This is a genomic window from Pseudomonas caspiana, from assembly GCF_040224095.2.
In the GTDB taxonomy this organism is placed as follows: Bacteria; Pseudomonadota; Gammaproteobacteria; order Pseudomonadales; family Pseudomonadaceae; genus Aquipseudomonas; species Aquipseudomonas caspiana.
The window spans coordinates 4055426-4077416 of sequence record NZ_CP167995.1 but is presented as its reverse complement, the minus strand read 5'-3'; the positions used below and the strand labels follow the sequence as shown (position 1 = coordinate 4077416).

Genomic DNA, 21991 nt, shown 5'->3' with positions numbered 1-21991 from the left:
GTGTTGTTCCTCTTCAGGTTAATCGACAGCTACTGGTGCCAAAAAGGCGGCTTCCAGCAACTGCTGTGTATAAGAATGTTGCGGTGCGGCAAAGATTTCTTGCGCGTCACCCTGTTCGACCACTTGACCCTGCTTGACCACCATCAATTGGTGGCTGAGGGCTTTGACGACAGCCAGGTCATGGCTGATAAACAAATACGTCAGGTTGTACTTGGTCTGCAGTGAGCGCAGCAGCTCGACTACCTGACGCTGCACTGTCCGGTCGAGCGCCGAAGTGGGCTCGTCCAGCAGAATCAGCGCCGGTTTCAAGACCAGTGCCCGGGCAATGGCGATCCTCTGCCGTTGCCCTCCGGAGAACTCGTGAGGGTAGCGGTGCCGGGTTTCCGGATCCAGTCCTACCTCTCTGAGTGCTTCGATAATTGCAGTTTCCTGTTCGGCCGCTGTGCCCATGCGATGGATACGCAGGCCTTCGCCAACGATTTCACCCACCGACATTCGCGGGCTCAGACTGCCGAACGGGTCCTGAAAAACCACCTGCATCTGTCGACGCAACGGACGAATCTGTTGCTGCGACAGGCAGTCTAGCGTTTCACCCTGGAATCGGATGACTCCCTGGCTACCGATCAGACGAAGAATCGCCAGGCCCAACGTCGATTTGCCCGAGCCGCTTTCACCGACAATCCCCAGCGTTTGCCCTTTGGGCAGACTGAAGTGGATGCCGTCCACAGCCTTGACGTGATCGACGGTCCGCTTGAACAGGCCTTTCTTGATCGGAAACCAGACCCGCAAATCCTCAACCTCCAGCAGCGATGCACCCGCCGGATTGGCCGCCGGGCCGCCGCTAGGCTCTGCGCTGAGCAGAATTTTGGTGTACGGATGCTGGGGCGAACGAAACAATTCGTCACAGGACGCTTGTTCGACGATGCAACCGCGCTGCATGACACATACGCGGTTGGCTATTTGCTTCACAACGTTCAAGTCATGGCTGATCAGCAGCAAGGCCATGCCCAGACGCGCTTGCAATTCCTTGAGCAGTTCGAGGATTTTCAGCTGTACCGTGACGTCCAGCGCCGTGGTCGGCTCGTCGGCAATCAGCAGCTCCGGCTCGTTGGCCAGGGCCATGGCGATCATCACCCGTTGCCGTTGGCCGCCCGATAATTCATGGGGCAGGGCTTTCAGGCGTTTCACCGGTTCCGGGATGCCTACCAGTTCCAGCAACTCAAGGGTGCGGCGGGTCGCGTCCTTGCCGCTCAGGCCTTTGTGCAGTCCGAGAACTTCATTGATTTGCTTCTCGATCGACTGCAATGGGTTGAGCGAGGTCATCGGTTCCTGGAAGATCATCGCGATGCGATTACCGCGAATCTTGCGCAGTTTTTTCTCGTCCAGGGTCAACAGGTCCTGACCGGCATAGCGAATGCTGCCGCTTGGGTGGCGAGCCAGCGGATAGGGCAGCAGGCGCAGGATCGAGTGTGCGGTGACCGATTTACCCGAGCCACTTTCGCCCACGAGTGCCAGGGTTTCGCCCCGGCGGATATCAAAATTGATGCCTTCGACCACGCGCTGACAGCCTTCGCCGGACACGAACTCGACGGCCAGATCGCGGATCTCGATCAGATTGTCATTGTTCATTTCATTTCCTTGGGTCGAAAGCATCGCGTGCGGATTCGCCGATGAACACCAGCAGACTCAGCATCAGGGCCAGCACGGCGAAGGCGCTGATGCCCAGCCATGGAGCTTGCAGGTTGGATTTACCCTGGGCAACCAGCTCGCCCAGTGACGGCGACCCTGCTGGCAAGCCGAAGCCGAGGAAGTCCAGCGCCGTCAGTGTGCCGATGGCGCCGGTGAGGATAAACGGCATAAAGGTCATGGTCGAGACCATGGCGTTGGGCAGAATGTGGCGGAACATGATCGCGCCGTTCTCCATGCCCAGCGCCCGGGCGGCGCGCACGTATTCCAGATTGCGTCCGCGCAGGAACTCGGCGCGTACCACGTCTACCAGGCTCATCCAGGAAAACAGCAGCATGATGCCCAGCAACCACCAGAAGTTGGGCTGCACGAAACTGGCAAGAATGATCAGCAGGTAAAGGACCGGCAATCCGGACCAGACTTCCAGGAACCGTTGCCCGACCAGGTCCACCCAGCCGCCGTAGAAACCCTGCAATGCACCGGCGATAACCCCGATGATCGAGCTGAGTACGGTCAACGTCAGGGCAAACAGCACCGAAATCCGGAAGCCGTAGATCACTCGCGCGAGTACGTCACGGCCCTGATCATCTGTACCGAGCAGGTTTTCCGATGAGGGAGGGGCAGGGGCAGGTACTTTCAGGTCGTAGTTGATGCTCTGGTAGCTGAACGGGATCGGGGCCCATAAGGTCCAGCCGTCTTTGGCTGCCAGCAGCTCTTTGATGTAGGGGCTTTTGTAATTGGCCTCCAGCGGGAATTCGCCACCAAAAGTGGTTTCCGGATAGCGCTCCAGCACCGGGAAGTACCACGCGCCGTCATACCGTATGGCCAGCGGTTTGTCGTTGGCGATCAGTTCCGCGCCTAGGCTCAGGACGAAGAGGATCAGGAACAGCCACAGCGACCACCAGCCGCGTTTGTTGGCCTTGAAACGCTCGAAGCGTCGACGGTTCAGAGGAGACAACTTCATATCAATGTTTCCTGCTTTCGAAGTCGATGCGCGGGTCCACCAGGGTGTAGGTGATGTCCCCGATCAGTTTCACCACCAGCCCCAGCAGGGTGAAGATAAACAGCGTGCCAAACACCACGGGATAGTCGCGGTTGATGGCGGCTTCGAAACTCATCAGGCCCAGGCCGTCGAGGGAGAAAATCACTTCCACTAGCAGCGAGCCGGTGAAGAAGATGCCGATGAACGCCGACGGAAAACCTGCAATCACCAGCAGCATTGCATTGCGGAACACATGGCCGTAAAGCACACGATTGTTGCTCAGGCCTTTGGCTTTGGCGGTGGTCACGTACTGCTTGCCGATTTCATCGAGGAAGCTGTTTTTGGTCAGCAGGGTCATGGTTGCAAAGTTACCGATCACCAGAGCCGTGATGGGCAGCGCCAGGTGCCAGAAGTAATCGAGAATCTTGCCGCCCGTGCTTAACTCGTCGAAGTTGTTCGAGGTCAGGCCGCGTAGCGGGAACCAGTCGAAGTAACTGCCCCCGGCGAAGACCACAATCAGCAGGATGGCGAACAGGAACGCCGGAATCGCGTAGCCGACGATGATCGCCGAGCTGGTCCAGACGTCGAAATGACTGCCGTGCCGGGTCGCTTTGGCGATCCCCAGCGGGATCGACACCAGGTACATGATCAGGGTGCTCCATAACCCCAGAGAGATGGATACCGGCATCTTCTCGATGATCAGGTCGACCACCTTGGCATCACGGAAGAAGCTGTCGCCGAAGTCCAGGTGAGCGTAATTCTTGATCATGATCCAGAGACGTTCCGGCGCCGATTTATCGAAGCCGTACATCTTCTCGATTTCTTTCACCAGCGCCGGGTCCAGCCCTTGGGCGCCGCGATAGTTGGAGCCCGCCACCGAGACTTCGGAGCCACCGCCAGCGATACGGCTGGTTGCACCCTCGAAGCCTTCGAGCTTGGCGATCATTTGTTCCACCGGCCCGCCGGGCGCGGCTTGAATGATTACAAAGTTGATCAGCAGGATGCCGAACAGGGTCGGGATGATCAGCAGCAGACGCCGCAGGATGTAGGCCAGCATCTCAGCGCTCCTCCTTCTCGGTATCTACTGACGGGTCGGGCTGCGGCGGAGCAGGCTGTACGTCAGGTTTCGCCCACCACGTGTTCAGGCCAATGTCCGACAATGCCTTGGCTTTCGGGTGTGCCAGATGGTTCCAGTAGACGACCCTCCAGCTCTTGATGTGCCAGTTAGGCACCATGTAGAAACCCCACAGCAGCACGCGGTCCAGCGCCCGGGTATGGGCGACCAGGCTTTCCCGTGAGTCTGCGTTGATCAAGCCATCGACCAGTGCGTCCACTGCCGGGTCTTTGAGGCCCATGAAGTTGCGGCTGCCGGTACGGTCGGCGCTGACCGAGTGGAAAAACTCACGCTGCTCGTTACCTGGCGACGAAGATTGCGGAAAGCTGCTGACAATCATGTCGAAGTCCCGCGAACGCAGGCGGTTCATGTACTCGGCAACATCCACACGACGGATTGTCAGTTCGATGCCCAGGTCTTTGAGGTTGCGTTTGTAAGGCAGCATGACCCGCTCGAAGGCGGTCTGTGCCATAAGGAATTCCAGTTTGACCGGGTTGCCCTGAGCATCGGTCATCTGGTCGTCCTTGATGCGCCAGCCAGCCTCTTGCAGCAACTGATACGCACGGCGCATCTGCGGCCGGATCATGCCACTGCCGTCGGTGGTAGGCAGCACAAATTCTTCAGTGAACACCCGGTCAGGAATCTTGCCGCGCAATGGCTCAAGAAGCTTCAGCTCGGCAGCAGAAGGCAGGCCGCTTGAGGCCATCTCCGAATTGTCGAAATAGCTTTTGGTGCGCGTATAGGAGCCGCTGAACAATTGCTTGTTGGTCCATTCGAAATCGAACAGCAGGGTCAATGCTTCACGCACTTTCGGGTCCTGGAACACCGGACGGCGCAGGTTCATGACGAACCCCTGCATGCCCTGCGGGTTGCCATTGGGAAACTCTTCCTTGATTAGCCGACCGTCGCGCACTGCCGGGATGTCGTAGGCAGCAGCCCAGTTCTTGGCGGTGTTCTCTTCGCGGTAGTCGTACTGTCCGGCTTTAAGCGCTTGCAGAGCCACGTCGCTGTCGCGGTAGTAGTCGTAATTCATCACGTCGAAGTTGTACTGGCCGCGATTGACCGGCAGGTCTTTGGCCCAATAATCCTTGACCCGTTCGTAGCGAACCGAGCGACCGGCCTTGACCTCTGCGACCTTGTACGGACCGCTGCCCAACGGAAATTCGAGGTTGCCTTTGGTGAATTCGCGGGTCGCCCAGAAGTGTTTCGGCAATACCGGCAACTGACCGATGATCAACGGCAATTCGCGGCTGTCGCTGTTCTTGAACTTGAACAGGACCCGCAGCGGATCCTCGACGACCACCTTGTCTACTCCGGCGTAGTACGCCCGGTACATCGGCGAGCCGTCCTTGATCAGGGTATTAAAGGAAAACTCGACGTCTTCGGCGCGGATCGGGTGGCCGTCATGGAAGCGCGCTTCAGGCCGCAGATAGAAGCGTACCCAGGTGTTATCCGCGGCTTTCTCGATCTTGCTGGCGATCAATCCGTACTCGGTGAGTGGCTCATCGAGGCTGGAGCGGGCCAGCGTGTCGTAGATCATGCCGATGTCTTCGGCGGGCGTGCCCTTGTTGATAAACGGGTTGAGACTGTCGAAGCCGCCAAAGCCCGCCTGGCGCAGGGTGCCGCCTTTAGGGGCGTCCGGATTCACATAGTCGAAATGCTTGAAGTTGGCAGGGTACTTCGGTGCTTCGTCATAAAGCGTCAGGGCATGCTGAGGCGCAGCCTGGGCGGTGCAGGCAAGGCCGACCAGCAGCAGGCCGCCAGCCCGAGAGAGCAGGGAACGCAACGGGTTCATTGGGACTTCTCCAGAGGCTTTAACCACCACGCACGCAAACCCAGGGTGTAGGGCGGGGTGGTGACCATGGCGAACCGGTTGCGGTACGCCAGGCGATGATTATTCAGATACCAGTTGGGGATCATGTAGTGCTGCGATAGCAGTACGCGATCCAGCGCGCGGGCGGCGGCCACTTGTGTGTCCCGTGTCTGCGCGGCGAGTAATTGATTGAGCAGGCCGTCGACCACCGGATTGGCGACACCCGCGTAATTCTTGCTGCCCTTGATCGCGGCCTGGCTGGAATGGAAGTACTGCCACTGCTCCAGACCGGGGCTGAGGGTCTGCGCCATGGTCATGCTGATCATGTCGAAATCGAACTGGTCCAGCCGCTGCTTGTACTGGGCGCGGTCTACCGTGCGCAAGCGGGCGTCGATGCCGATCCGGCGCAGGTCTTCAATAAAAGGCTGTTGAATGCGTTCAAGGCTCGGGTTGACCAGCAGGATCTCAAAACGCAGTTGCTGGTCTTTGGCGTTCACCAGACCGTGGTCCGACAGCTTCCAGCCCGCTTCGCCGAACAATTTCAGGGCTTTACGCAGGGTTTCCCGGGGGATGCCGCCGCCGTCGGTTTTCGACACGGTAAACGGCTGCGTGAACAGGCTTGCTGGCAATTGCTCGCGATAAGCCGACAGCAGCAGCCATTCGGCACCGGTGGGCAGGCCGGTCGCGGAAAATTCGCTGTTGGGGTAGTAACTCGTGGTACGCGAATAGGCGTCGCTGAACAGGGTGCGATTGGTCCATTCGAAGTTGAACATCATCCCCAGCGCTTCGCGCACGCGGGCATCGGCGAACATGGCGCGCCGGGTATTCATGAAAAGACCCTGAGTCTGGGTCGGAATCTTGTGCTCGATCTGAGCCTTGATCACCTGGCCGTTGGCAATGGCCGGGAAGTTGTAACCCGTGGACCAGTTCTTGGCCTGGTGCTCGATGTAAATATCGAACTCACCGGCTTTGAACGCTTCGAAGGCCACGTCGCTGTCGCGGTAGAACTCCACTTCAACCCGGTCGAAGTTGTACTTGCCACGATTGACCGGTAGATCCTTGCCCCAGTAATCCTTGACCCGCTCGAAGATCAATTGGCGGCCGGGCTGTACCTTGGTAATACGATACGGCCCGCTGCCCAGTGGCGGCTCAAAGGTGGTGGCCTTGAAGTCACGGTCCTTCCAGTAGTGTTGCGGCAGCACGGGCAATTCGCCCAGACGCAGGATCAACAGTGGATTACCCGTGCGTTTGAAGACGAAGCGAATACGCTGACGATTAAGGATGTCGACCCGCTGCACTTCCTGCAGGGCAGTGCGGTACTGCGGATGGCCGTCCTTGAGCAGGGTACGGTAGGAAAACGCTACATCGTAGGCAGTAATCGGCTTGCCGTCGTGAAAACGGGCCTGGGGGCGAATGTTGAACACCACCCAACTGCGGTCTTCGCTGAACTCGACACTCTGCGCGATCAGGCCATAGCTCGACGTTGGCTCGTCACCGGACGGATCGTATTGACCCGTACCCACCATCAACGGCTCATTCAGCTCGTTGACGCCGTACTGCAGGAAATTGCCGGTGGAAATCGGGCTGCTGCCCTTGAAGGTGTAAGGGTTGAGCGTGTCGAACGTGCCGAAAGCCATCATTCGCAAGGTGCCACCTTTCGGCGCCTCGGGGTTTACCCAGTCGAAATGCGTGAAGCTGGCCGGATACTTGAGGACACCAAACTGCGCGTAGCCATGGCTCTCGCTGATGGCTGCGTAGACGGGAAAGCTCAAGGCCAGGCTGATGAGTAGCAGGAAGGGACGTATCACGATCCAGACGGCTTGGGCTTTTGGGTCGTCAACAGTAACAGCTTGTATCGACAGGAAAAAGGGTTCAGCGCAGGCAGCTGCCTTGCAGGAGACCGCACGGTGATGCTTACAGTGCGCTGTCATGCGGCAAACGCGTTCCCCGTAGGAGTGAACTTGTTCGCGAGCCGCCTGACTTGGTGTGTCAGGCAGACACCTCGCGAACAAGTTAGCGCCTACAAGGCCCGTGTTCTCTGCGTGAAGGGATGCATCAATGCGGCAGATAAACAGTCAGGGTCTGGCCCGGCTTGAGTGCTGAACCGCTGCGCGGGTTCCAGCGTTTGAGATGCTGCATTTCAACGTTGAAGCGCTTGGCGACCAGATACATCGAGTCGCCTTTCTGGATCTTGTATTGCATGGACTTCTTGTCAGCCGGGGCTGCGCTTGCGGTCGCAGTGGTTTTGGCTTTCGGGGTGTTGTCTTCCATCACCAGCGTCTGACCGACCTTCAGGTTCTGTCCGGAAAGCTTGTTCCAGCGCTGCAGATCCTTGACGTCGACTTTGTTGGCCTTGGCGATGATTGACAGGTTTTCACCGCTCTTGACGGTGTAATTTCTGCTGCGTGCCGGTTTTTCGTTACGCGCCAGTTCTTCGAACACCGGTTTTGAAGGTGTCATGCCCGGCTGAGTCGGAATACTCAGCGACTGACCCACACGCAGGCTGTTGCCGGACAGCTTGTTGCTGCTTTTCAGCGAACTGACCGAAACCTGATAGCGGCTGGCCAGGCTGGCAAGTGTGTCGCCTTTGCGAACCCGATACTGCTGCCAGTCAACCAGTTCCTGAGGCTTCATGTTCGACAGATTGGCAGTCAGCAACTGCTTCTTGGCCGTCGGCACCAACAGGTGCTTGGGGCCATCGATAGTCATGTGCTTCTTGAACGCCGGGTTGAGCTGGATCAGTTCGTCTTCGTCGATGTTACCCATCGCGGCGACTCTGGACAGGTCCATGCGCTGGTTCAGTTCGACGACTTCGAAATAGGGTTCGTTGGCAATCGGATTAAGGTTGACGCCGTAGGCTTCGGGCGCAAGCACCACTTGGGACAGGGCCAGCAGCTTGGGCACGTAATCCTTGGTTTCCTGCGGCAGGGGCAGGTTCCAGTAATCGGTTGGCAGGCCAAGCTTTTCGTTACGCTCGATGGCCCGGCTGACCGTGCCCTCGCCAGCGTTATAAGCAGCCAGCGCCAGCAGCCAGTCGCCATTGAACATGTCGTGCAGACGCGTCAGGTAGTCCATGGCTGCAACGGTGGAAGCCTGGATGTCACGGCGGCCATCGTAGAAGCTGGTCTGGCGCAGGTTGAAGTAGCGTCCGGTCGACGGGATGAACTGCCACAGGCCGACGGCTTTGCTGCGCGACACGGCCATTGGGTTGTAGGCGCTCTCGATAACGGGCAGCAGCGCCAGTTCCAGCGGCATGTTGCGCTCTTCAAGACGCTCGACGATGTAATGCATATAAAGGCTGCCGCGCTCGCCGGCGTTCTCCAGGAACGACGGGTTGTTGGCAAACCAGAGGCGTTGCTGATCGATGCGTGGGTTCAGGTCGTTGCCTTGTTGCAACTGAAAGCCCTGACGCATCCGTTCCCAGACATCTTGCGGTGGCGCAAGCGGGGCAGGTTTATGGGTAAGAAAGATCGGTTTTTGCTTGATGCCCGCGGCCAGATTGGGCGCGCGGTGGCTACTGCTGGGTTCGACGTGGCTAGTGGTCTGGCAGCCGGCAAGCGTGGCGCTCACGGCTACGGCAATAGCCTGAGCTAACCGAGTCAATGCGTCTGAATTAGTGGTTCTGCGTATAGATGACGACATTGGCTGGGAGATAGTTCCAGGCGAAAATGTCGGGCGATTCTAGAAACCCCCCTGCCAATGGTCAACCTTTCAACGATTTTGTGCTCAGTATTGCGCTTTTTAGAACGTATCCTTCCAAGCTCTCAAGGCAGCAAAAATCTCGCTCGGAGACTGATTATCGGTGCCGCTCCGTTCGTCTGCTTTTTGTTTAACAGATGTTTCATTGGTGCGAATGAATGGGTTTGTGAGACGTTCCAGCGCAAGATTTGACGGCAGGCTGATACGGTTTTCGTTGCGCCACCGGGTCACTTCGGCCAAACGCTCTGCGATGTCCGCGTTGTGCGGCTCGACGGCTTGGGCGAAGCGCAGATTGCTGAGTGTGTATTCGTGAGCGCAATACACCAGCGTGTTATCTGGAAGGTCGGTCAAGCGGCCAAGCGATTGGTGCATTTGTACCGGTGTGCCTTCGAAAAGACGCCCGCAACCTGCGGCGAAGAGTGTGTCGCCACAGAACAGCAACGGCTTTTCCAAGCCTGCATGGTAAAAAGCGATATGGCCCAGGGTGTGGCCCGGGACGAGGATGACGTCGAAATCGAGTCCCAGGACGTTGATCCGGTCGTTATCGGCGAGGCTGATGTCCCGCGCCGGAATGTTTTCCGTTGCCGGACCTGCTACCTGGGCGCCCGTACGTTGCTTGAGTTGCGCAACACCGCCCACATGGTCGTGATGATGATGGGTGATCAGGATGTCGCTGAGGGTCCAGTCCGGATGTTGCTCCAGCCAATTGATGACGGGGGCCGCATCTCCGGGATCAACCACGGCACAGCGTTTGCTCGAAGGATCTTGTAACAACCAGATGTAGTTGTCGTTAAAAGCCGGCAGGGCATCAATCTGTATCATGGCGCAGTTCGCTTAGCGGGAAACAATGAGGCATCTTAGAGTCTGATGACGCTTGATGCGAGGATCACACATGACCGATGAAGCATTCGCACAGGCTGATCCTGAATGGCTGGCGCTGATCAGTTCAGCACGCGACTGGCTGTCAGGCCCTTTAGGCCAGCTTTTATTGCAGGAAGAACGACGGGTTCTGGAAGAGGAGCTCGGGCGCTTTTTCGGTGGTTATCTGGTGCATTACGGCCCTTCAGCCGAAACGCCGCCCGCAGCGCAGCAAGTCCAGCGCAATGTGCGCCTGGGTGCGCCGCTGCCTGGTGTCGAGATTGTTTGTGAAGAGCAGGCATGGCCGCTCAGCGAGCATGCGGCGGACGTTGTGGTGATGCAGCACGGTCTGGATTTCTGCCTTTCACCCCACGGCTTGCTGCGCGAGGCCGCCAGCAGCGTGAGGCCCGGCGGGCATTTGTTGATTGTCGGTATCAACCCTTGGAGCACGTGGGGCCTGCGGCATTTTTTTGCCAAGGATGCGCTGCACAAAGCGCGCTGTATTTCCCCGTCAAGGGTCGCCGACTGGCTGAATCTGCTGGGCTTCGCACTGGAGAAGCGGCGCTTCGGATGCTATCGTCCGCCGCTTGCTTCAGCGAGCTGGCAAGCTCGCCTGTCAGGCCTTGAACGTCTCGGCGATGGCTGGCAAAGCCCGGGCGGCGGCTTCTATTTATTAGTCGCACGCAAGCTAGTGGTAGGATTGCGGCCTTTGCGGGAGTTGCGCCGCGAACCAATGGGCAAGCTGATTCCACTCCCCATGGCCAAGGTCAATCGAGACACTTGCGAGCCTGAATAGCGCTCAAGCCAACTAATTCTGGATGTTTGTAATGAGCGATACCGTTGAACTGTTCACCGATGGCGCCTGTAAAGGCAACCCCGGGCCTGGCGGCTGGGGCGCGTTGCTGGTCTGTAAGGGTGTTGAAAAGGAACTGTGGGGCGGCGAAGCCAATACCACCAATAATCGTATGGAGTTGTTGGGCGCCATTCGTGGCCTTGAAGAGCTCAAGCGCCCCTGTGAAGTTCTGCTGGTCACCGACTCGCAATATGTGATGAAAGGCATCACCGAGTGGATGGTTAACTGGAAGAAGCGCGGCTGGAAGACGGCCGCCAAAGAGCCGGTAAAAAATGCCGATCTCTGGAAGCTGCTGGACGAACAAGTCAATCGTCACACCGTGACCTGGAAATGGGTCCGTGGTCATATCGGGCACCCGGGGAACGAGCGGGCCGACCAGTTGGCCAATCGTGGTGTTGACGAAGTAAGAGGCATCAAACATGCGTAGCGTAGTACTCGATACCGAAACGACCGGTATGCCGGTCACCGATGGCCACCGCGTCATCGAGATTGGTTGTGTCGAACTGATAGGCCGCCGCCTGACCGGGCGGCATTTTCACGTGTACCTGCAACCCGATCGGGAAAGTGACGAGGGCGCTATCGGCGTCCACGGCATCACTAACGAATTTCTGGTTGGCAAGCCGCGTTTTGCTGAAGTCGCCGATGAGTTCTTCGAATTCATCAAGGGCGCACAGCTGATTATTCATAACGCGGCGTTCGACGTTGGCTTCATCAACAACGAATTCGCCCTGATCGGCCAGCAGGACAGGGCTGATATCACTCAGCACTGCACCGTGCTCGATACCTTGATGATGGCGCGTGAGCGGCATCCGGGTCAGCGCAACAGCCTGGACGCCTTGTGCAAACGTTATGGCGTCGACAACTCTGGCCGTGAATTGCACGGCGCATTGCTCGACTCCGAGATTCTCGCTGACGTTTACCTGACTATGACTGGCGGCCAGACCAGCCTGTCCCTGGCAGGCAATGCCAGTGACGGCAATGGTTCGGGGGAAGGCTCGGGTAATACAGCGACCGAGATTCGTCGCTTGCCAGCCGACCGCCAGCCCTGCCGCGTCATCCGTGCCAGTGAAAGTGACCTGGCTGAACACGATGTTCGCATGGCGGCGATTGCCAAGGCTGCTGGTGCCCCTGCGTTATGGGTGCAGTTGCAGGAAGCAGCAGCCGCTGCGCAGCAGGCATAATCAAAGCTAGACCGATTCACTGGTAACTGAATGGACTCACGACTTTGGCCAATCCGGCACTGAGCATTCGCATTGCTGACGAGTGCTTCGAGGACTACATCCTCAACAGCGAATTCACATTCACCGTCAGCGGCTATGCGGCGGTGGAAGTGGGCAAGCCTGTAGCGTGCTGGCATGTCGAACCGGTCGAACCCTACAGCAAGAACTACGGTATCGACTCTCAGGAGTTCTGCGACTATCGGGACGCTGCCGACAGCACCGTGATGGTTGCCTGGCTGGACGAGCGTCCTGTCGGGCACATGGTCCTGAGTCGGCACTGGAATGGTTTTGCGCACGTCGACGAGTTGGCAGTCGATGTATCGGCGCGCCGTAGCGGCGTTGCCCGATCGTTGCTGGATGTCGCGCAGTTCTGGACGCACAAGCACAACCTGCCTGGGATCATGCTGGAAACCCAGAACAATAACCTGGCTGCCTGCCGGTTATATGAGCAGTATGGATTTGTCGTTGGTGGGGTGGATCACTTGCGTTATCGCGCCATCGATCCGCAGACACGTGAGTGCGCGATCTTTTGGTACCTGCTGTTCAGTTGACCAACACTTAAGTTGACCAACACTGCATCACTCCCGTAGGAACGACTCCAGGCGGGAGGGCGCGAGTCGCCCGAAAAACGCCTTGGGTGTAAACGCCGCTCCTACAGGCGTATCTGCAGGGCAGCTGTCAGGTAGTGCGGGTTATAGTAATGCCTGACTGAACCAACTGAAACTCATCCCCGCCCAGATGATTGACCCTATCGCCAATCGCCAGCTTGTAGGTTGAGACAGGCTCCGTGCCACTCGCTTCAGACAGTTGCTCCTGGAACTCCACCACCGAATAAACACGGCCTTCGGCGTCGCGTGCGTGAAATTTTCCAACGTTGATTGAAGCCATTTGCTTTGTAACCTCTGAAGATAACCGCATGTTTACTCTTGCATGCTAACACTGCGCATCAGGAGTCAGGGTCCGATCCGGCAACACTCGGACAGACGTGACTCGCAGCGAGCAATCAAGCGAAGTAGACCGCCGTTTTTACGGGTAGTTTGCCCGCGATTAAAAAATAGTCGGCGCAGTCTTTTGGACGGTTTGTGCTGTTTAGTACCTGATCGCTGCAATCCAATCTGCACCTGGGCAGCGACTTGATCTATAACTAATGGCTCTTTTCATTCGTCGAAGGAAATTTCCATGAGTCAGGTTTATTCGATCGCCGTGGTCGTCGGCAGTCTGCGTGCTGATTCCATCAATCGTAAGATCGCGCTAGCGCTCGCCGCACTGGCTCCGGCCAGTTTGCAGTTGGAGATCGTCGAAATTGGCGACTTGCCGCTCTATAACGAAGACATCGACACCGCCACATCAAGCCCTGAAAGCTATACAGCATTTCGTCAGCAAATCAGCGCAGCCGACGGCGTTTTGTTTGTCACGCCGGAATACAACCGGTCCGTTCCAGGCGCCTTGAAGAATGCGATTGACGTCGGCTCCCGCCCGTATGGCAAAAGTGCCTGGAGCGGCAAGCCTGGTGCAGTGATCAGCGCTTCACCTGGCGCGATCGGCGGGTTTGGCGCCAATCATCATCTGCGCCAATCGTTGGTGTTTCTCAATGTGCCGTGCCTGCAGCAGCCTGAGGCCTATCTGGGCAACGCGGGTACTTTCTTCGATGCAGCGGGAACCTTGTCCGAACAGACAAAGCCCTTCCTGCAAACCTTCATCAATGCTTATGCGGCCTGGGTTGAGCAAAACCATAAAGCCTGAATTGGCTGATTTGGCAATGCGCTGCTTTATGTACCGTCTGCAATGATTTAGCCCCCGATAAGCTCCTCTGCTCTTACAACCCATCGCCGACCGGCGGTGGGTTTTCATTGCAAAAGGAACTTGTCATGTCACTTACAGAGTTACCCTGGTTTTACTCCGACTCACTCAGCTCACGATTCTCCCGGGATATCGACGATGCGCTTCTGGCCGAGCGCATCACTGATGAGCAAGCCGTGTGGTTGCGGTTGCTCATTGATGAGGACGATAACGTCACGCTGCCGCGAGTTGATCGGTTTTCCCGTGGTGACGGCGGGCTGATGCATGCTGAGCTGGCGGGGGCGCTGCTGGTCAGCGACTCGCAAAGCCTCAAGCCTGAGGTTTACCTTTGTACCCCCCTTGACGGTATTGAGCGATTCGCCAGTCGGCAGGCGCTGGTGACGGCGCTGACAACACGGTTCGGTCTGCAAAGCGGCGATCCGGAAAAGTTTGAATGTGAACTGATTGAAAGCAAGCTGTTCGAGCAGCGCATGTTTTCGATCATTGACCAGCAAGCCCGACAACTCCAGCGACTTAACGGCCACTTGCAGCGTTTGCCCTCCTTGCATAAAGCCATGGGGCATAACCTGCAGCAAGAGATTGATGCGCGTTTTCCGGGGACTGCAATCAATGTGTTCACCCATATTGCCCAGATTAACAAGGCTGATAATCCCACACTGAGTGGTCCCACATTGGGGACGCAGACGCTGGTCGATGTAGCAACCAGAGCGTGGTGTGGTGTGCCGTTGGCCGCCGGCATACGGCAACAGTGGCTGGACAGCGAAGGTCGCGAACAGACGGGGGACCAGGCCAGATCCTGGCAACAAGCGGTCACCAGTAGCGGCTCGTTGATCAGCGTCTATGAAAGCTTGCTGGATGATTACTGGCGCACCTCTACAGAGGATGGCGTGAGCCTTCAGGATCTGACCGGTCAGGCTTTTGTCGGGTGTTTTCGTCAGCACCTGCTGAGCAGCCGACAAGACGACACCGTTACGGCCGCGGAATATGCGTTGCTTAAATCGCTGTGTCAGGCCGGGGGGGCCGTATCAGACGAAGTCGAAATGTCGCGGGTTTCCATTGCGATAAGCAAGCAGGCTCCGCTCAAGCTGGCGGGTGTTGTTCTGATCGGGTTCACCTCAAAGCAATTGCCGGACCTGTTTTTATACAGTGCAAAGCAGGGGCTGCGGCGCTTTAACGGAGTGGGCGCAGTTGCGGCGTATTTTGCCGGGATCGAAGGTCGAGCCGAGATATTAGCCTATACGTCGCTCGATGACGCGCTGTTGGTGCGAGCTCAGGGCGCGTTGCATTTGCGTCTGGACCCGGTGACTAAAACACCGTTCATCAAACTCGCCGATTCGGTCATTGCGCTGCAAAAACGTAATCTCGCCAGCACCCTCAAGGTTCGTTTCAATTCATTGGCTCACGCGTCAGTAGACGTTGAAGCTGCGCTGGACATCCGCTGTCTGATTGATCCCCGCCTTTGTGTCGCGGGCGATACCGATCGTTGGGGCGAAGAGATGGCCAGGTCCGAGCAGCGTTGGTCAAGTTTCAATGCGCCGTCCAGAGTTGCAGCTCTGGCTACCCACATCCCGGATACCCGCAATGCTGCGACTCTGCTATGGGCTACGTATCTGCGTGATGCGCGTATACGGGTCGACAGTATTTTCGATGCCCATCCCACTGCAGCAGATTGCGCTCGCAGGCTATTGAATCGATATTTTTCTGTGTTGCAGGATGGCACGTTCGACGCTCAGCGGATGTGGTATCGCGAGGAGGACGACAGCGTTGTCAGTTTGTCGGTGCTGCTCATGGAGCGCGTCACTGGCCATCGCGAGGCTGGGGTTTTGCAGGATTGTCATGTTTACTTCGATCCGCCTGATTCAGAGTATTCCATTCATCTGTCGTGGCTGACGCCCGAATTGCTCAATCATGTGATGGAGCGTGCGCAAGAGGAGTTCGCCAGCGAGTATTCACGCCAGATCAGAAGCTTTCATGGATCGCACCTGCGGGTCTGTGGTTCTAGCGTCATTCCCGCAAACGCCTCGCGCCTGATCCGGGAAGGGCTGCTCAGACTCGCCTTGAGCATGCACCGACACGCCAGTGAGGTGAGCAAGTCCGGGCTGGACATGCTTGAGCAGGTTCTTGATCGACCAGCGTTTAATCTGCGTGAGCACTTTGGGTTCCAGGCCGTCGAAGTTTTCGTCCCGGTCCTGATTTACGACAATAGCCAGCCGCCGATACGGCTTACCAATGTCTTTGTCCTCCAGCAACCGTTGAGTGGCGGGGCAAAGCCGCTGTTGTGTTCTGCAGTACTTGGGCTCCGGGAGTGCGACAGCGTCCGCGTGCTTCAGCTTGATCTCAATGCAAGGCTGGTCCACCCCGAATCCCGGGATAACTGGTTGAATCTGATTTCCGAACCTGATCTACAAAAAATCCAGAACTTCTTTAAACAAGGTGCTACGCCGAACATCACGGTCAATCTGGCCCGCGTCGAAGGTGACTTCATCCAGCGTCTGGTCGATGACGAGCTGGATAGGCAATGCTTTGGTATCGAAGCTGCTTATCAAACCGCTATTGAATGGAAAGCAGATGCGGGACTGCTGAAAAAAATGCTGACGCCGATGGAGTCTGACGACCATTCGCGTACCGTGATTGATATGTTGTCTGGCCGGCTTGAATACTCATTGATGGCCGGGCGCTTGCCGGCTTGGCTGAAAAAGGCTTCCAAGCGTGAATTGTTAGTGTTCAGAGCGCTGACAATGCGCTTCTGGCAAATGTATACCTCCAAACAACGAATCGCTTCGCTCTCCACGCTGGATGAGTACGCCGTCGCGCATTTGCGCCTGCGTTTAAAAAAGGATTATCCATCCGATTCACTTGATCCCGACAGGATACTGATCACTCTCACGCACTACACCGTAGCCCCCGTAGGTACGGGCCAGGTACCGTCATCAATTCCTGCCGCGACCAGCACTCTGAGCGAGTCCTTGTCTGATTTTGCGATCAATCGCTTTTCGAATTTCCAGAGTGCTTCGCTCAGTGTTTCTATCAAAGACACGACGCCTTTACCGGCCTCGCTGGATGCTGTGTACGTACGCAATCTGGCGCGCACGCTGGATATCGGTGCCGGGTATCAGGCCTATCTGGCAGATAAGTTCAAGGAAACTGCGCCGGACTATTCAGAACGGCTTAATCAATTTACCGAGCAAGCGCCCTGCGCGCTGCTTCTTACCGCGTTCCAGATGATGCTCCAGAAGACACTGACCAGTGCGGGGTATGGCTTGATCGAGAATATGGTCAGCATGCCTGATGGTTTCGCACGGCTACCGGTTGGCGGGCGGGCTATCATCTTCAGCCCTTTGCAACTGATAGCCGCTCCTGGCTACGCTGCAGATGTTGCAGCCGGAATCTACCTGATCGGCCCTGAAACCCAGAGTGAGGGCCCCTGGGTTCTGCATGCGATTGCCAGCTCCGACTTCATTTTCAAGGAATATCCCACTCAGGACGATTTACTGCTCGACCTGCAGACTTCCACCAAGCTGCAAGAGCTGGTGCTTGAGCGCCTGGACCCGACAGCTCGTTTTGTCTACGAACGAGGCGGTTTCCTGCAGCCTCACTTGTCTTGGGCTACAGGAGGGATCAGCGATCTGGGTGACGCGCACCCGGCGCCGGTGCAACTGAGCGTGGTGCCCGCCCAGGAAAACTTTTTGTTATGCCTGTTTCGTTCTGCCCAACAGCTGATGATGCTCATGGCCAAAAAAAGCAGTGTCACTACTGCCGAGGCTGACCGCGCTGAGTCCCGCTACCTGATGTTGCTAGGGGCTGAGCAGTCCCTGACGTTTTTTCCCGGGAGGGTTGGCGGTCTGGTCGGGTTATGGCAGGCGCAGGACTTGTTCAATGCATCGCTGGACTCGGTAAAGGAAGATCAGTGGGGCAAGGCGGTTGCCGAATTCGCAGCAGCTTTACTGGTATTTATTGCTTCGGGCCAGCAATTGGGTGGCGAGGATGCGCCTCTCGCGGAGAGTGACAGTGATACCGATGAGTTGGCTGAGTCACGCTGGTACGACGAACAAATACAGCTGGACCTCGATGAGAATCTGCGGCAGTTCGAGGTCCATGATGTTTCTTTGAGTCAGCTGGAAAAAAATGACTCGCTGAATACTTTCAAAGATCCGGTCACGCTCAAGCAATACGCTGCCGTAGCCGGGAAGGTCTATCAGGTAAGAAACGGTGTTAAAGGCTGGTGCGTGATTGAAGGAGAGGAGGATGGTCCTCTTATCAAGCTCGGTACTGACCGTCGGTGGGCGTTCGATATCAGTCTGGGTGCGAGGCGTAATGGCGGCGCGTTGACTCGGTTCAAGATCGAGTTGACTGATGTCAATGTCGATGAAGTGTTCGTTGTGGACGCGCGTGGTATCGACGAGGTTCAGCGTCTGTATCCGCTGAAGGCAACGCAGATCGTCGAAGCTCATCGACAGGCAAGGGTTTATCTAGCCAACGCCATCAATAACTTGACGGTGCGTTCTGGACGACGTGTTCTCGATCCTCGTGCCGTGCAAATACTCAAGGACTTCTTTGGTGTAGATGTGCTTAGTAACCGGCTGATTATCCCGGTCAAGCAGGCAATTATTGATATCTATCGTGCTCTATTGGACCCTACGCTGTCACCGCACTCTTCGCGACGTTATGTGATAGGTACCAACAGGCTCGATTCCCGGAACACCACGGCCTTCACTTACACCAATGATCCACTGAGAAGAATATTTTTCAGTGATCGGTTTTTCTGTTCTCCGTTCGTCCGGCTCAAACCTGCGCAATCGCGTCAGGGGGGCTTTAATGTGGGGGCTCACTTTCGGGCAGTCGCCCTTATTCATGAGTTGTCGCATATCGCGGGCAATACCGAGGATATCGTTTATGTTGATTCGGAACAGCCGTTCCTCGATCTACTTGAAGACACCGGCGAATATCGTGCCCGCCTGAAAAGGGAGCAGGCACAAAATCAGGTCAAGCTGTCCCATCTGAGCCCTCGTGAAGAGTTGTTCCGAGTCGAGGAGGATGGTGTGTGGCGGGACTTGAGAACGATTGATGGCGGGGCCAAAAGCAAGGTGCTGAAGCTGACAGGTGCCTCCACCATAGACGCCGCCCGCGACGTGTTTCTGGATAACCCGCAAAGGCGCGCGGAAGTCATCCTCAGCAACGCCGACTCCGTAGCGCTGCTGGTAACGCTGTTAGGGCGTGAGCGCTTCTGAGCAGATCACATGACAGGATGGTTGCCGCGCCTTTATTGGTGTGATGTCCCGGACCGGCTTCAGGTGGGAGGAGGGTGCCTATCGAGCGTCTTCACTGCTAAAACGAAACGCTGTCGGCCTGTCACACGTCGATGAACTGGCCCCGGGTTTCCAGCTTTTAGGGGGCAGTTCATCTGCGCGGGCGCCGTTTAAATCAGGTAATGCTTTAATTCCCTGGCAATCAACAGGCGCTGTATTTCGCTGGAGCCTTCATAGATCTGTGTGATACGCGCATCCCGGTAATAGCGCTCAACGGGGTAGTCTTCCAGATAGCCATACCCGCCATGAATCTGGATCGCTTTGGAGCAGACCGACTCGGCCATCTCTGAAGCAAACAGTTTGGCCTGCGACGCTTCTGACAAACAGGGCTGGCCGGCACTGCGTAATCGCGCGGCATGCAGGATCAGCAAGCGTGTAGCGTTGATGCGGGTGTGCATGTCGGCGAGCAGGTTGGAAATGCTCTGATGCTCAATGATGGGCTTGTCGAACTGCACCCGTTCCCGAGCGTAAGTCAATGCGGCTTCAAACGCGGCGCGGGCGATGCCAAGTGCTTGGGCGGCAATGCCGATGCGTCCACCTTCGAGGTTGGAGAGGGCGATGGCCAGTCCCTTGCCGCGCTCGCCAAGCAAGTTGGCTGCAGGGATGCGGCAATTGTTCAGGGTCACGGCGCAGGTATCCGATGCGCGAATGCCCATCTTGTGCTCCGAGCGGTCTACTACGTAGCCGGGGTTGTCGGTGGGTACCAGAAACGCTGACAGGCCTTTCTTGCCCAACTGCGGGTCGGTGACGGCAAATACAATCGCCAGCTGGGCGCGTTTGCCATTACTGACAAATTGTTTGGCGCCGTTTATGACCCATTCATCGCCCTGTAATTCAGCGCGGGTGCGCAGGTTGTGGGCTTCGGAGCCTGCATGAGGTTCGGTCAGGCAGAAACAGCCAATGGCGCGCCCGCTGGCAAGTTCAGCCAGCCACGTCTGTTTTTGCTCCTGATTGCCGTAATTCAGAACCGGCCCGCAACCCACTGAGCTGTGCACACTCATCAGGGTACCGGTGGCGGCATCGGCAGCAGAAATTTCCTCAACGGCCAGCGCGTAGGCGACGTAATCGATGTAGGTGCCGCCCCATTCCTCGGGCACGATCATGCCCAGCAAACCGAGGTCGCCCATCTTGGCGACCAGCGTGTCATCAATCCAGCCGGCTTTCTCCCAAGCCTGCGCATGGGGCGCGATTTCGTTGCGGGCGAAGTCCCGGGCCATGTCGCGGATCATCACTTGCTCTTCGGTGAGTTCAATATCGTGCATGACTCAATCTCCATGGCCGCTGAAAAAACTCTGCACATGCTCAGCGCTTAATGCCTGAACACTGGGCGGGTTCCATTGTGGCTTCTTGTCTTTATCGATAATCAGCGCTCGCACGCCCTCAACGAGGTCGCCACGTTCAAACCATTGCTGGTCCAGATGCAGCTCCAGCGCGAAGCAGTCTTCCAGCGTGAGATGACGCCCGCGCCGCAGCATCTCGAGGGTTACCGCCATGGCCAGCGGCGAGCGTGTCTCCAGCAACGCGGCGGTGTCCAGGGCCCAGGTGTGGGTGTCCAGCACGGCGACTTCACGCAGTTGTTCGATGATGCTGATGATGTCCGGTTGAGCAAAGTAATGGTCGATGGCGGGGCGCAGCTTTTCCAGTGACGGGTCCGGCAGTCGCTGGCTGGCGACCTTTGCCAAAGCCCCTTGCAGGTCCTTGAGCGGTTGTTTGCGCCATTGCAGGCGATCGAGTTTGCGGTCCAGCTCCGCCAGTGCATCGCTGTGCAGGTACCAGTCCGCCAGACCGCAATACAGCGCGTCAGCCGCGCCGATCTGGGTGCCTGTGACGCCCAGATAAATGCCCATTTCGCCGGGGATTCTCGGCAGGAAGTAACTGCCGCCGACATCCGGAAAGTACCCGATGGCCACCTCCGGCATGCCTAAACGGCTGCGTTCGGTGACTACTCGCAGGTCTGCACCTTGCACCAGCCCCATGCCTCCACCCAGGACGTATCCGTCCATTAGCGCGACAATCGGTTTGCGGTAACGGTGGATGGTCAGGTCCAGCGTATATTCTTCGGCGAAGAAGGTTTGATGCATCGTCTCGCGATTTTTAAAACTGTCGTAAAGCGAGCGAATGTCGCCGCCAGCACAAAATGCCTTATCCCCGGCACCCCGCAGGACTACGGCATACACCGAGTCGTCGCTGGCCCAGGCGTCGAGTTGCGTCTGGAGGGTGCGCACCATGTTCAGGTCAATGGCATTCAGATCCGCAGGGCGATTGAGGGTCAGGTGACCGATGTGATTGCGCACTTCGGCCAGAATGCTGTTATCGGTAAGTGGCTGAGGGGCAGGTGAAGCAGATGCGGTCATTACAAACTCCCTGTTCGTTTTTATTTTGGGTGGTGCGAGAGATGACGATCCCGATGCTAACAGTGCAAATTTGCAAAAGACAACCGGTAAAGCTGCACAGTCCTAGGGCGTTATTGCAGGGTGCGGTTGATCATTGCATTGATATTCACACATTCATTTCTGTGTACATATCCGTTATCGCGGTTAATGCATCTATTGGTTGCGCCCTTACGGCGCGTCACTTTTGAGGCCCAAAAGTAACCAAAAGGCTCTTGCCCCACCACTGGGTGCCTCGCTGTGGCTCGGCATGCCCGTAATCCGACATTG

The 21991-nt window shown here is 57.1% G+C and carries 16 protein-coding genes; 6 read left to right on the top strand and 10 right to left on the bottom strand.

Annotated elements, in window-relative coordinates; genetic code table 11:
• Positions 1–18: 18 nt before the first annotated feature.
• From ABRP31_RS18610 to gloB, 7 genes are all read right to left on the bottom strand, one after another.
• Positions 19–1629 carry an ABC transporter ATP-binding protein gene (locus ABRP31_RS18610; protein ID WP_349973010.1) on the bottom strand — a complete coding sequence of 537 codons (1611 nt, stop codon included), beginning with the start codon at positions 1627–1629 and terminating at the stop codon, positions 19–21.
• Between the two features lies 1 nt (position 1630).
• Complete coding sequence (locus ABRP31_RS18605) at positions 1631–2650, bottom strand: ABC transporter permease (protein ID WP_087274479.1); 1020 nt, start codon at positions 2648–2650, stop codon at positions 1631–1633.
• A gap of 1 nt (position 2651) precedes the next feature.
• Positions 2652–3725: a microcin C ABC transporter permease YejB gene (locus tag ABRP31_RS18600; protein WP_087274477.1), complete on the bottom strand. Its 1074-nt coding sequence runs from the start codon at positions 3723–3725 to the stop codon at positions 2652–2654.
• A 1-nt stretch (position 3726) separates the two neighbouring features.
• Positions 3727–5577 carry an extracellular solute-binding protein gene (locus ABRP31_RS18595; RefSeq protein WP_349973012.1) on the bottom strand — a complete coding sequence of 617 codons (1851 nt, stop codon included), beginning with the start codon at positions 5575–5577 and terminating at the stop codon, positions 3727–3729.
• A complete protein-coding gene (locus tag ABRP31_RS18590; protein WP_349973014.1) occupies positions 5574–7403 on the bottom strand; it encodes an extracellular solute-binding protein in 1830 nt (609 codons plus the stop codon). The genes ABRP31_RS18595 and ABRP31_RS18590 overlap by 4 nt, the downstream gene beginning before the upstream one ends.
• 247 nt (positions 7404–7650) lie before the next feature.
• On the bottom strand, positions 7651–9237 hold the full coding sequence (locus tag ABRP31_RS18585) for a LysM peptidoglycan-binding domain-containing protein (protein WP_349973016.1): 1587 nt from the start codon (positions 9235–9237) through the stop codon (positions 7651–7653).
• Positions 9238–9336: 99 nt separating this feature from the next.
• Entirely contained in the window at positions 9337–10116 is a 780-nt protein-coding gene (gene gloB, locus ABRP31_RS18580; RefSeq protein WP_349973017.1) for a hydroxyacylglutathione hydrolase, read from the bottom strand.
• A 70-nt stretch (positions 10117–10186) separates the two neighbouring features.
• Between gloB and ABRP31_RS18575 the strand changes: the two genes are divergently transcribed.
• Genes ABRP31_RS18575 through ABRP31_RS18560 form a run of 4 tightly spaced genes read left to right on the top strand, consistent with a single transcriptional unit; the run spans position 10187 to position 12776 of the window.
• On the top strand, positions 10187–10948 hold the full coding sequence (locus ABRP31_RS18575) for a class I SAM-dependent methyltransferase (RefSeq protein ID WP_087274469.1): 762 nt from the start codon (positions 10187–10189) through the stop codon (positions 10946–10948).
• A gap of 31 nt (positions 10949–10979) precedes the next feature.
• Complete coding sequence (gene rnhA / locus ABRP31_RS18570; RefSeq protein WP_087274467.1) at positions 10980–11432, top strand: ribonuclease HI; 453 nt, start codon at positions 10980–10982, stop codon at positions 11430–11432.
• Positions 11425–12186, top strand: coding sequence for a DNA polymerase III subunit epsilon (gene dnaQ, locus ABRP31_RS18565; RefSeq protein ID WP_349973020.1), 762 nt, complete (start codon positions 11425–11427; stop codon positions 12184–12186). Before rnhA ends, dnaQ begins: the two co-directional genes overlap by 8 nt.
• A gap of 44 nt (positions 12187–12230) precedes the next feature.
• On the top strand, positions 12231–12776 hold the full coding sequence (locus ABRP31_RS18560; RefSeq protein WP_349973021.1) for a GNAT family N-acetyltransferase: 546 nt from the start codon (positions 12231–12233) through the stop codon (positions 12774–12776).
• A gap of 127 nt (positions 12777–12903) precedes the next feature.
• Here the strand turns inward: ABRP31_RS18560 and ABRP31_RS18555 are convergent, their stop codons facing one another.
• The gene (locus ABRP31_RS18555) at positions 12904–13113 is read right to left on the bottom strand and encodes a hypothetical protein (RefSeq protein WP_349973023.1); all 210 of its coding nucleotides are present in this window, start codon (positions 13111–13113) and stop codon (positions 12904–12906) included.
• Between the two features lie 291 nt (positions 13114–13404).
• Between ABRP31_RS18555 and ABRP31_RS18550 the strand changes: the two genes are divergently transcribed.
• Together ABRP31_RS18550 and ABRP31_RS18545 are read left to right on the top strand one after the other, a co-directional pair.
• The gene (locus ABRP31_RS18550; RefSeq protein WP_349973024.1) at positions 13405–13968 is read left to right on the top strand and encodes an NAD(P)H-dependent oxidoreductase; all 564 of its coding nucleotides are present in this window, start codon (positions 13405–13407) and stop codon (positions 13966–13968) included.
• A gap of 125 nt (positions 13969–14093) precedes the next feature.
• The gene (locus ABRP31_RS18545; RefSeq protein ID WP_349973026.1) at positions 14094–19253 is read left to right on the top strand and encodes a dermonecrotic toxin domain-containing protein; all 5160 of its coding nucleotides are present in this window, start codon (positions 14094–14096) and stop codon (positions 19251–19253) included.
• Positions 19254–19441: 188 nt separating this feature from the next.
• Here the strand turns inward: ABRP31_RS18545 and ABRP31_RS18540 are convergent, their stop codons facing one another.
• Positions 19442–20593, bottom strand: a complete 1152-nt coding sequence (locus tag ABRP31_RS18540) for an acyl-CoA dehydrogenase family protein (protein ID WP_349973027.1) — start codon at positions 20591–20593, stop codon at positions 19442–19444.
• Between the two features lie 3 nt (positions 20594–20596).
• The gene (locus ABRP31_RS18535) at positions 20597–21685 is read right to left on the bottom strand and encodes an enoyl-CoA hydratase/isomerase family protein (protein ID WP_349973029.1); all 1089 of its coding nucleotides are present in this window, start codon (positions 21683–21685) and stop codon (positions 20597–20599) included.
• Positions 21686–21991: the final 306 nt, after the last annotated feature.

What these genes read in the sequence shown, in the direction of transcription:
- ABRP31_RS18610 (WP_349973010.1), bottom strand. Translation starts at nt 1,629, where the DNA reads ATGAACAATGACAATCTGATCGAGATCCGCGATCTGGCCGTCGAGTTC.
- ABRP31_RS18605 (WP_087274479.1), bottom strand. Translation starts at nt 2,650, where the DNA reads ATGAAGTTGTCTCCTCTGAACCGTCGACGCTTCGAGCGTTTCAAGGCC.
- ABRP31_RS18600 (WP_087274477.1), bottom strand. Translation starts at nt 3,725, where the DNA reads ATGCTGGCCTACATCCTGCGGCGTCTGCTGCTGATCATCCCGACCCTG.
- ABRP31_RS18595 (WP_349973012.1), bottom strand. Translation starts at nt 5,577, where the DNA reads ATGAACCCGTTGCGTTCCCTGCTCTCTCGGGCTGGCGGCCTGCTGCTG.
- ABRP31_RS18585 (WP_349973016.1), bottom strand. Translation starts at nt 9,237, where the DNA reads ATGTCGTCATCTATACGCAGAACCACTAATTCAGACGCATTGACTCGG.
- gloB (WP_349973017.1), bottom strand. Translation starts at nt 10,116, where the DNA reads ATGATACAGATTGATGCCCTGCCGGCTTTTAACGACAACTACATCTGG.
- ABRP31_RS18575 (WP_087274469.1), top strand. Translation starts at nt 10,187, where the DNA reads ATGACCGATGAAGCATTCGCACAGGCTGATCCTGAATGGCTGGCGCTG.
- rnhA (WP_087274467.1), top strand. Translation starts at nt 10,980, where the DNA reads ATGAGCGATACCGTTGAACTGTTCACCGATGGCGCCTGTAAAGGCAAC.
- dnaQ (WP_349973020.1), top strand. Translation starts at nt 11,425, where the DNA reads ATGCGTAGCGTAGTACTCGATACCGAAACGACCGGTATGCCGGTCACC.
- ABRP31_RS18555 (WP_349973023.1), bottom strand. Translation starts at nt 13,113, where the DNA reads ATGGCTTCAATCAACGTTGGAAAATTTCACGCACGCGACGCCGAAGGC.
- ABRP31_RS18550 (WP_349973024.1), top strand. Translation starts at nt 13,405, where the DNA reads ATGAGTCAGGTTTATTCGATCGCCGTGGTCGTCGGCAGTCTGCGTGCT.
- ABRP31_RS18545 (WP_349973026.1), top strand. Translation starts at nt 14,094, where the DNA reads ATGTCACTTACAGAGTTACCCTGGTTTTACTCCGACTCACTCAGCTCA.
- ABRP31_RS18540 (WP_349973027.1), bottom strand. Translation starts at nt 20,593, where the DNA reads ATGCACGATATTGAACTCACCGAAGAGCAAGTGATGATCCGCGACATG.
- ABRP31_RS18535 (WP_349973029.1), bottom strand. Translation starts at nt 21,685, where the DNA reads ATGACCGCATCTGCTTCACCTGCCCCTCAGCCACTTACCGATAACAGC.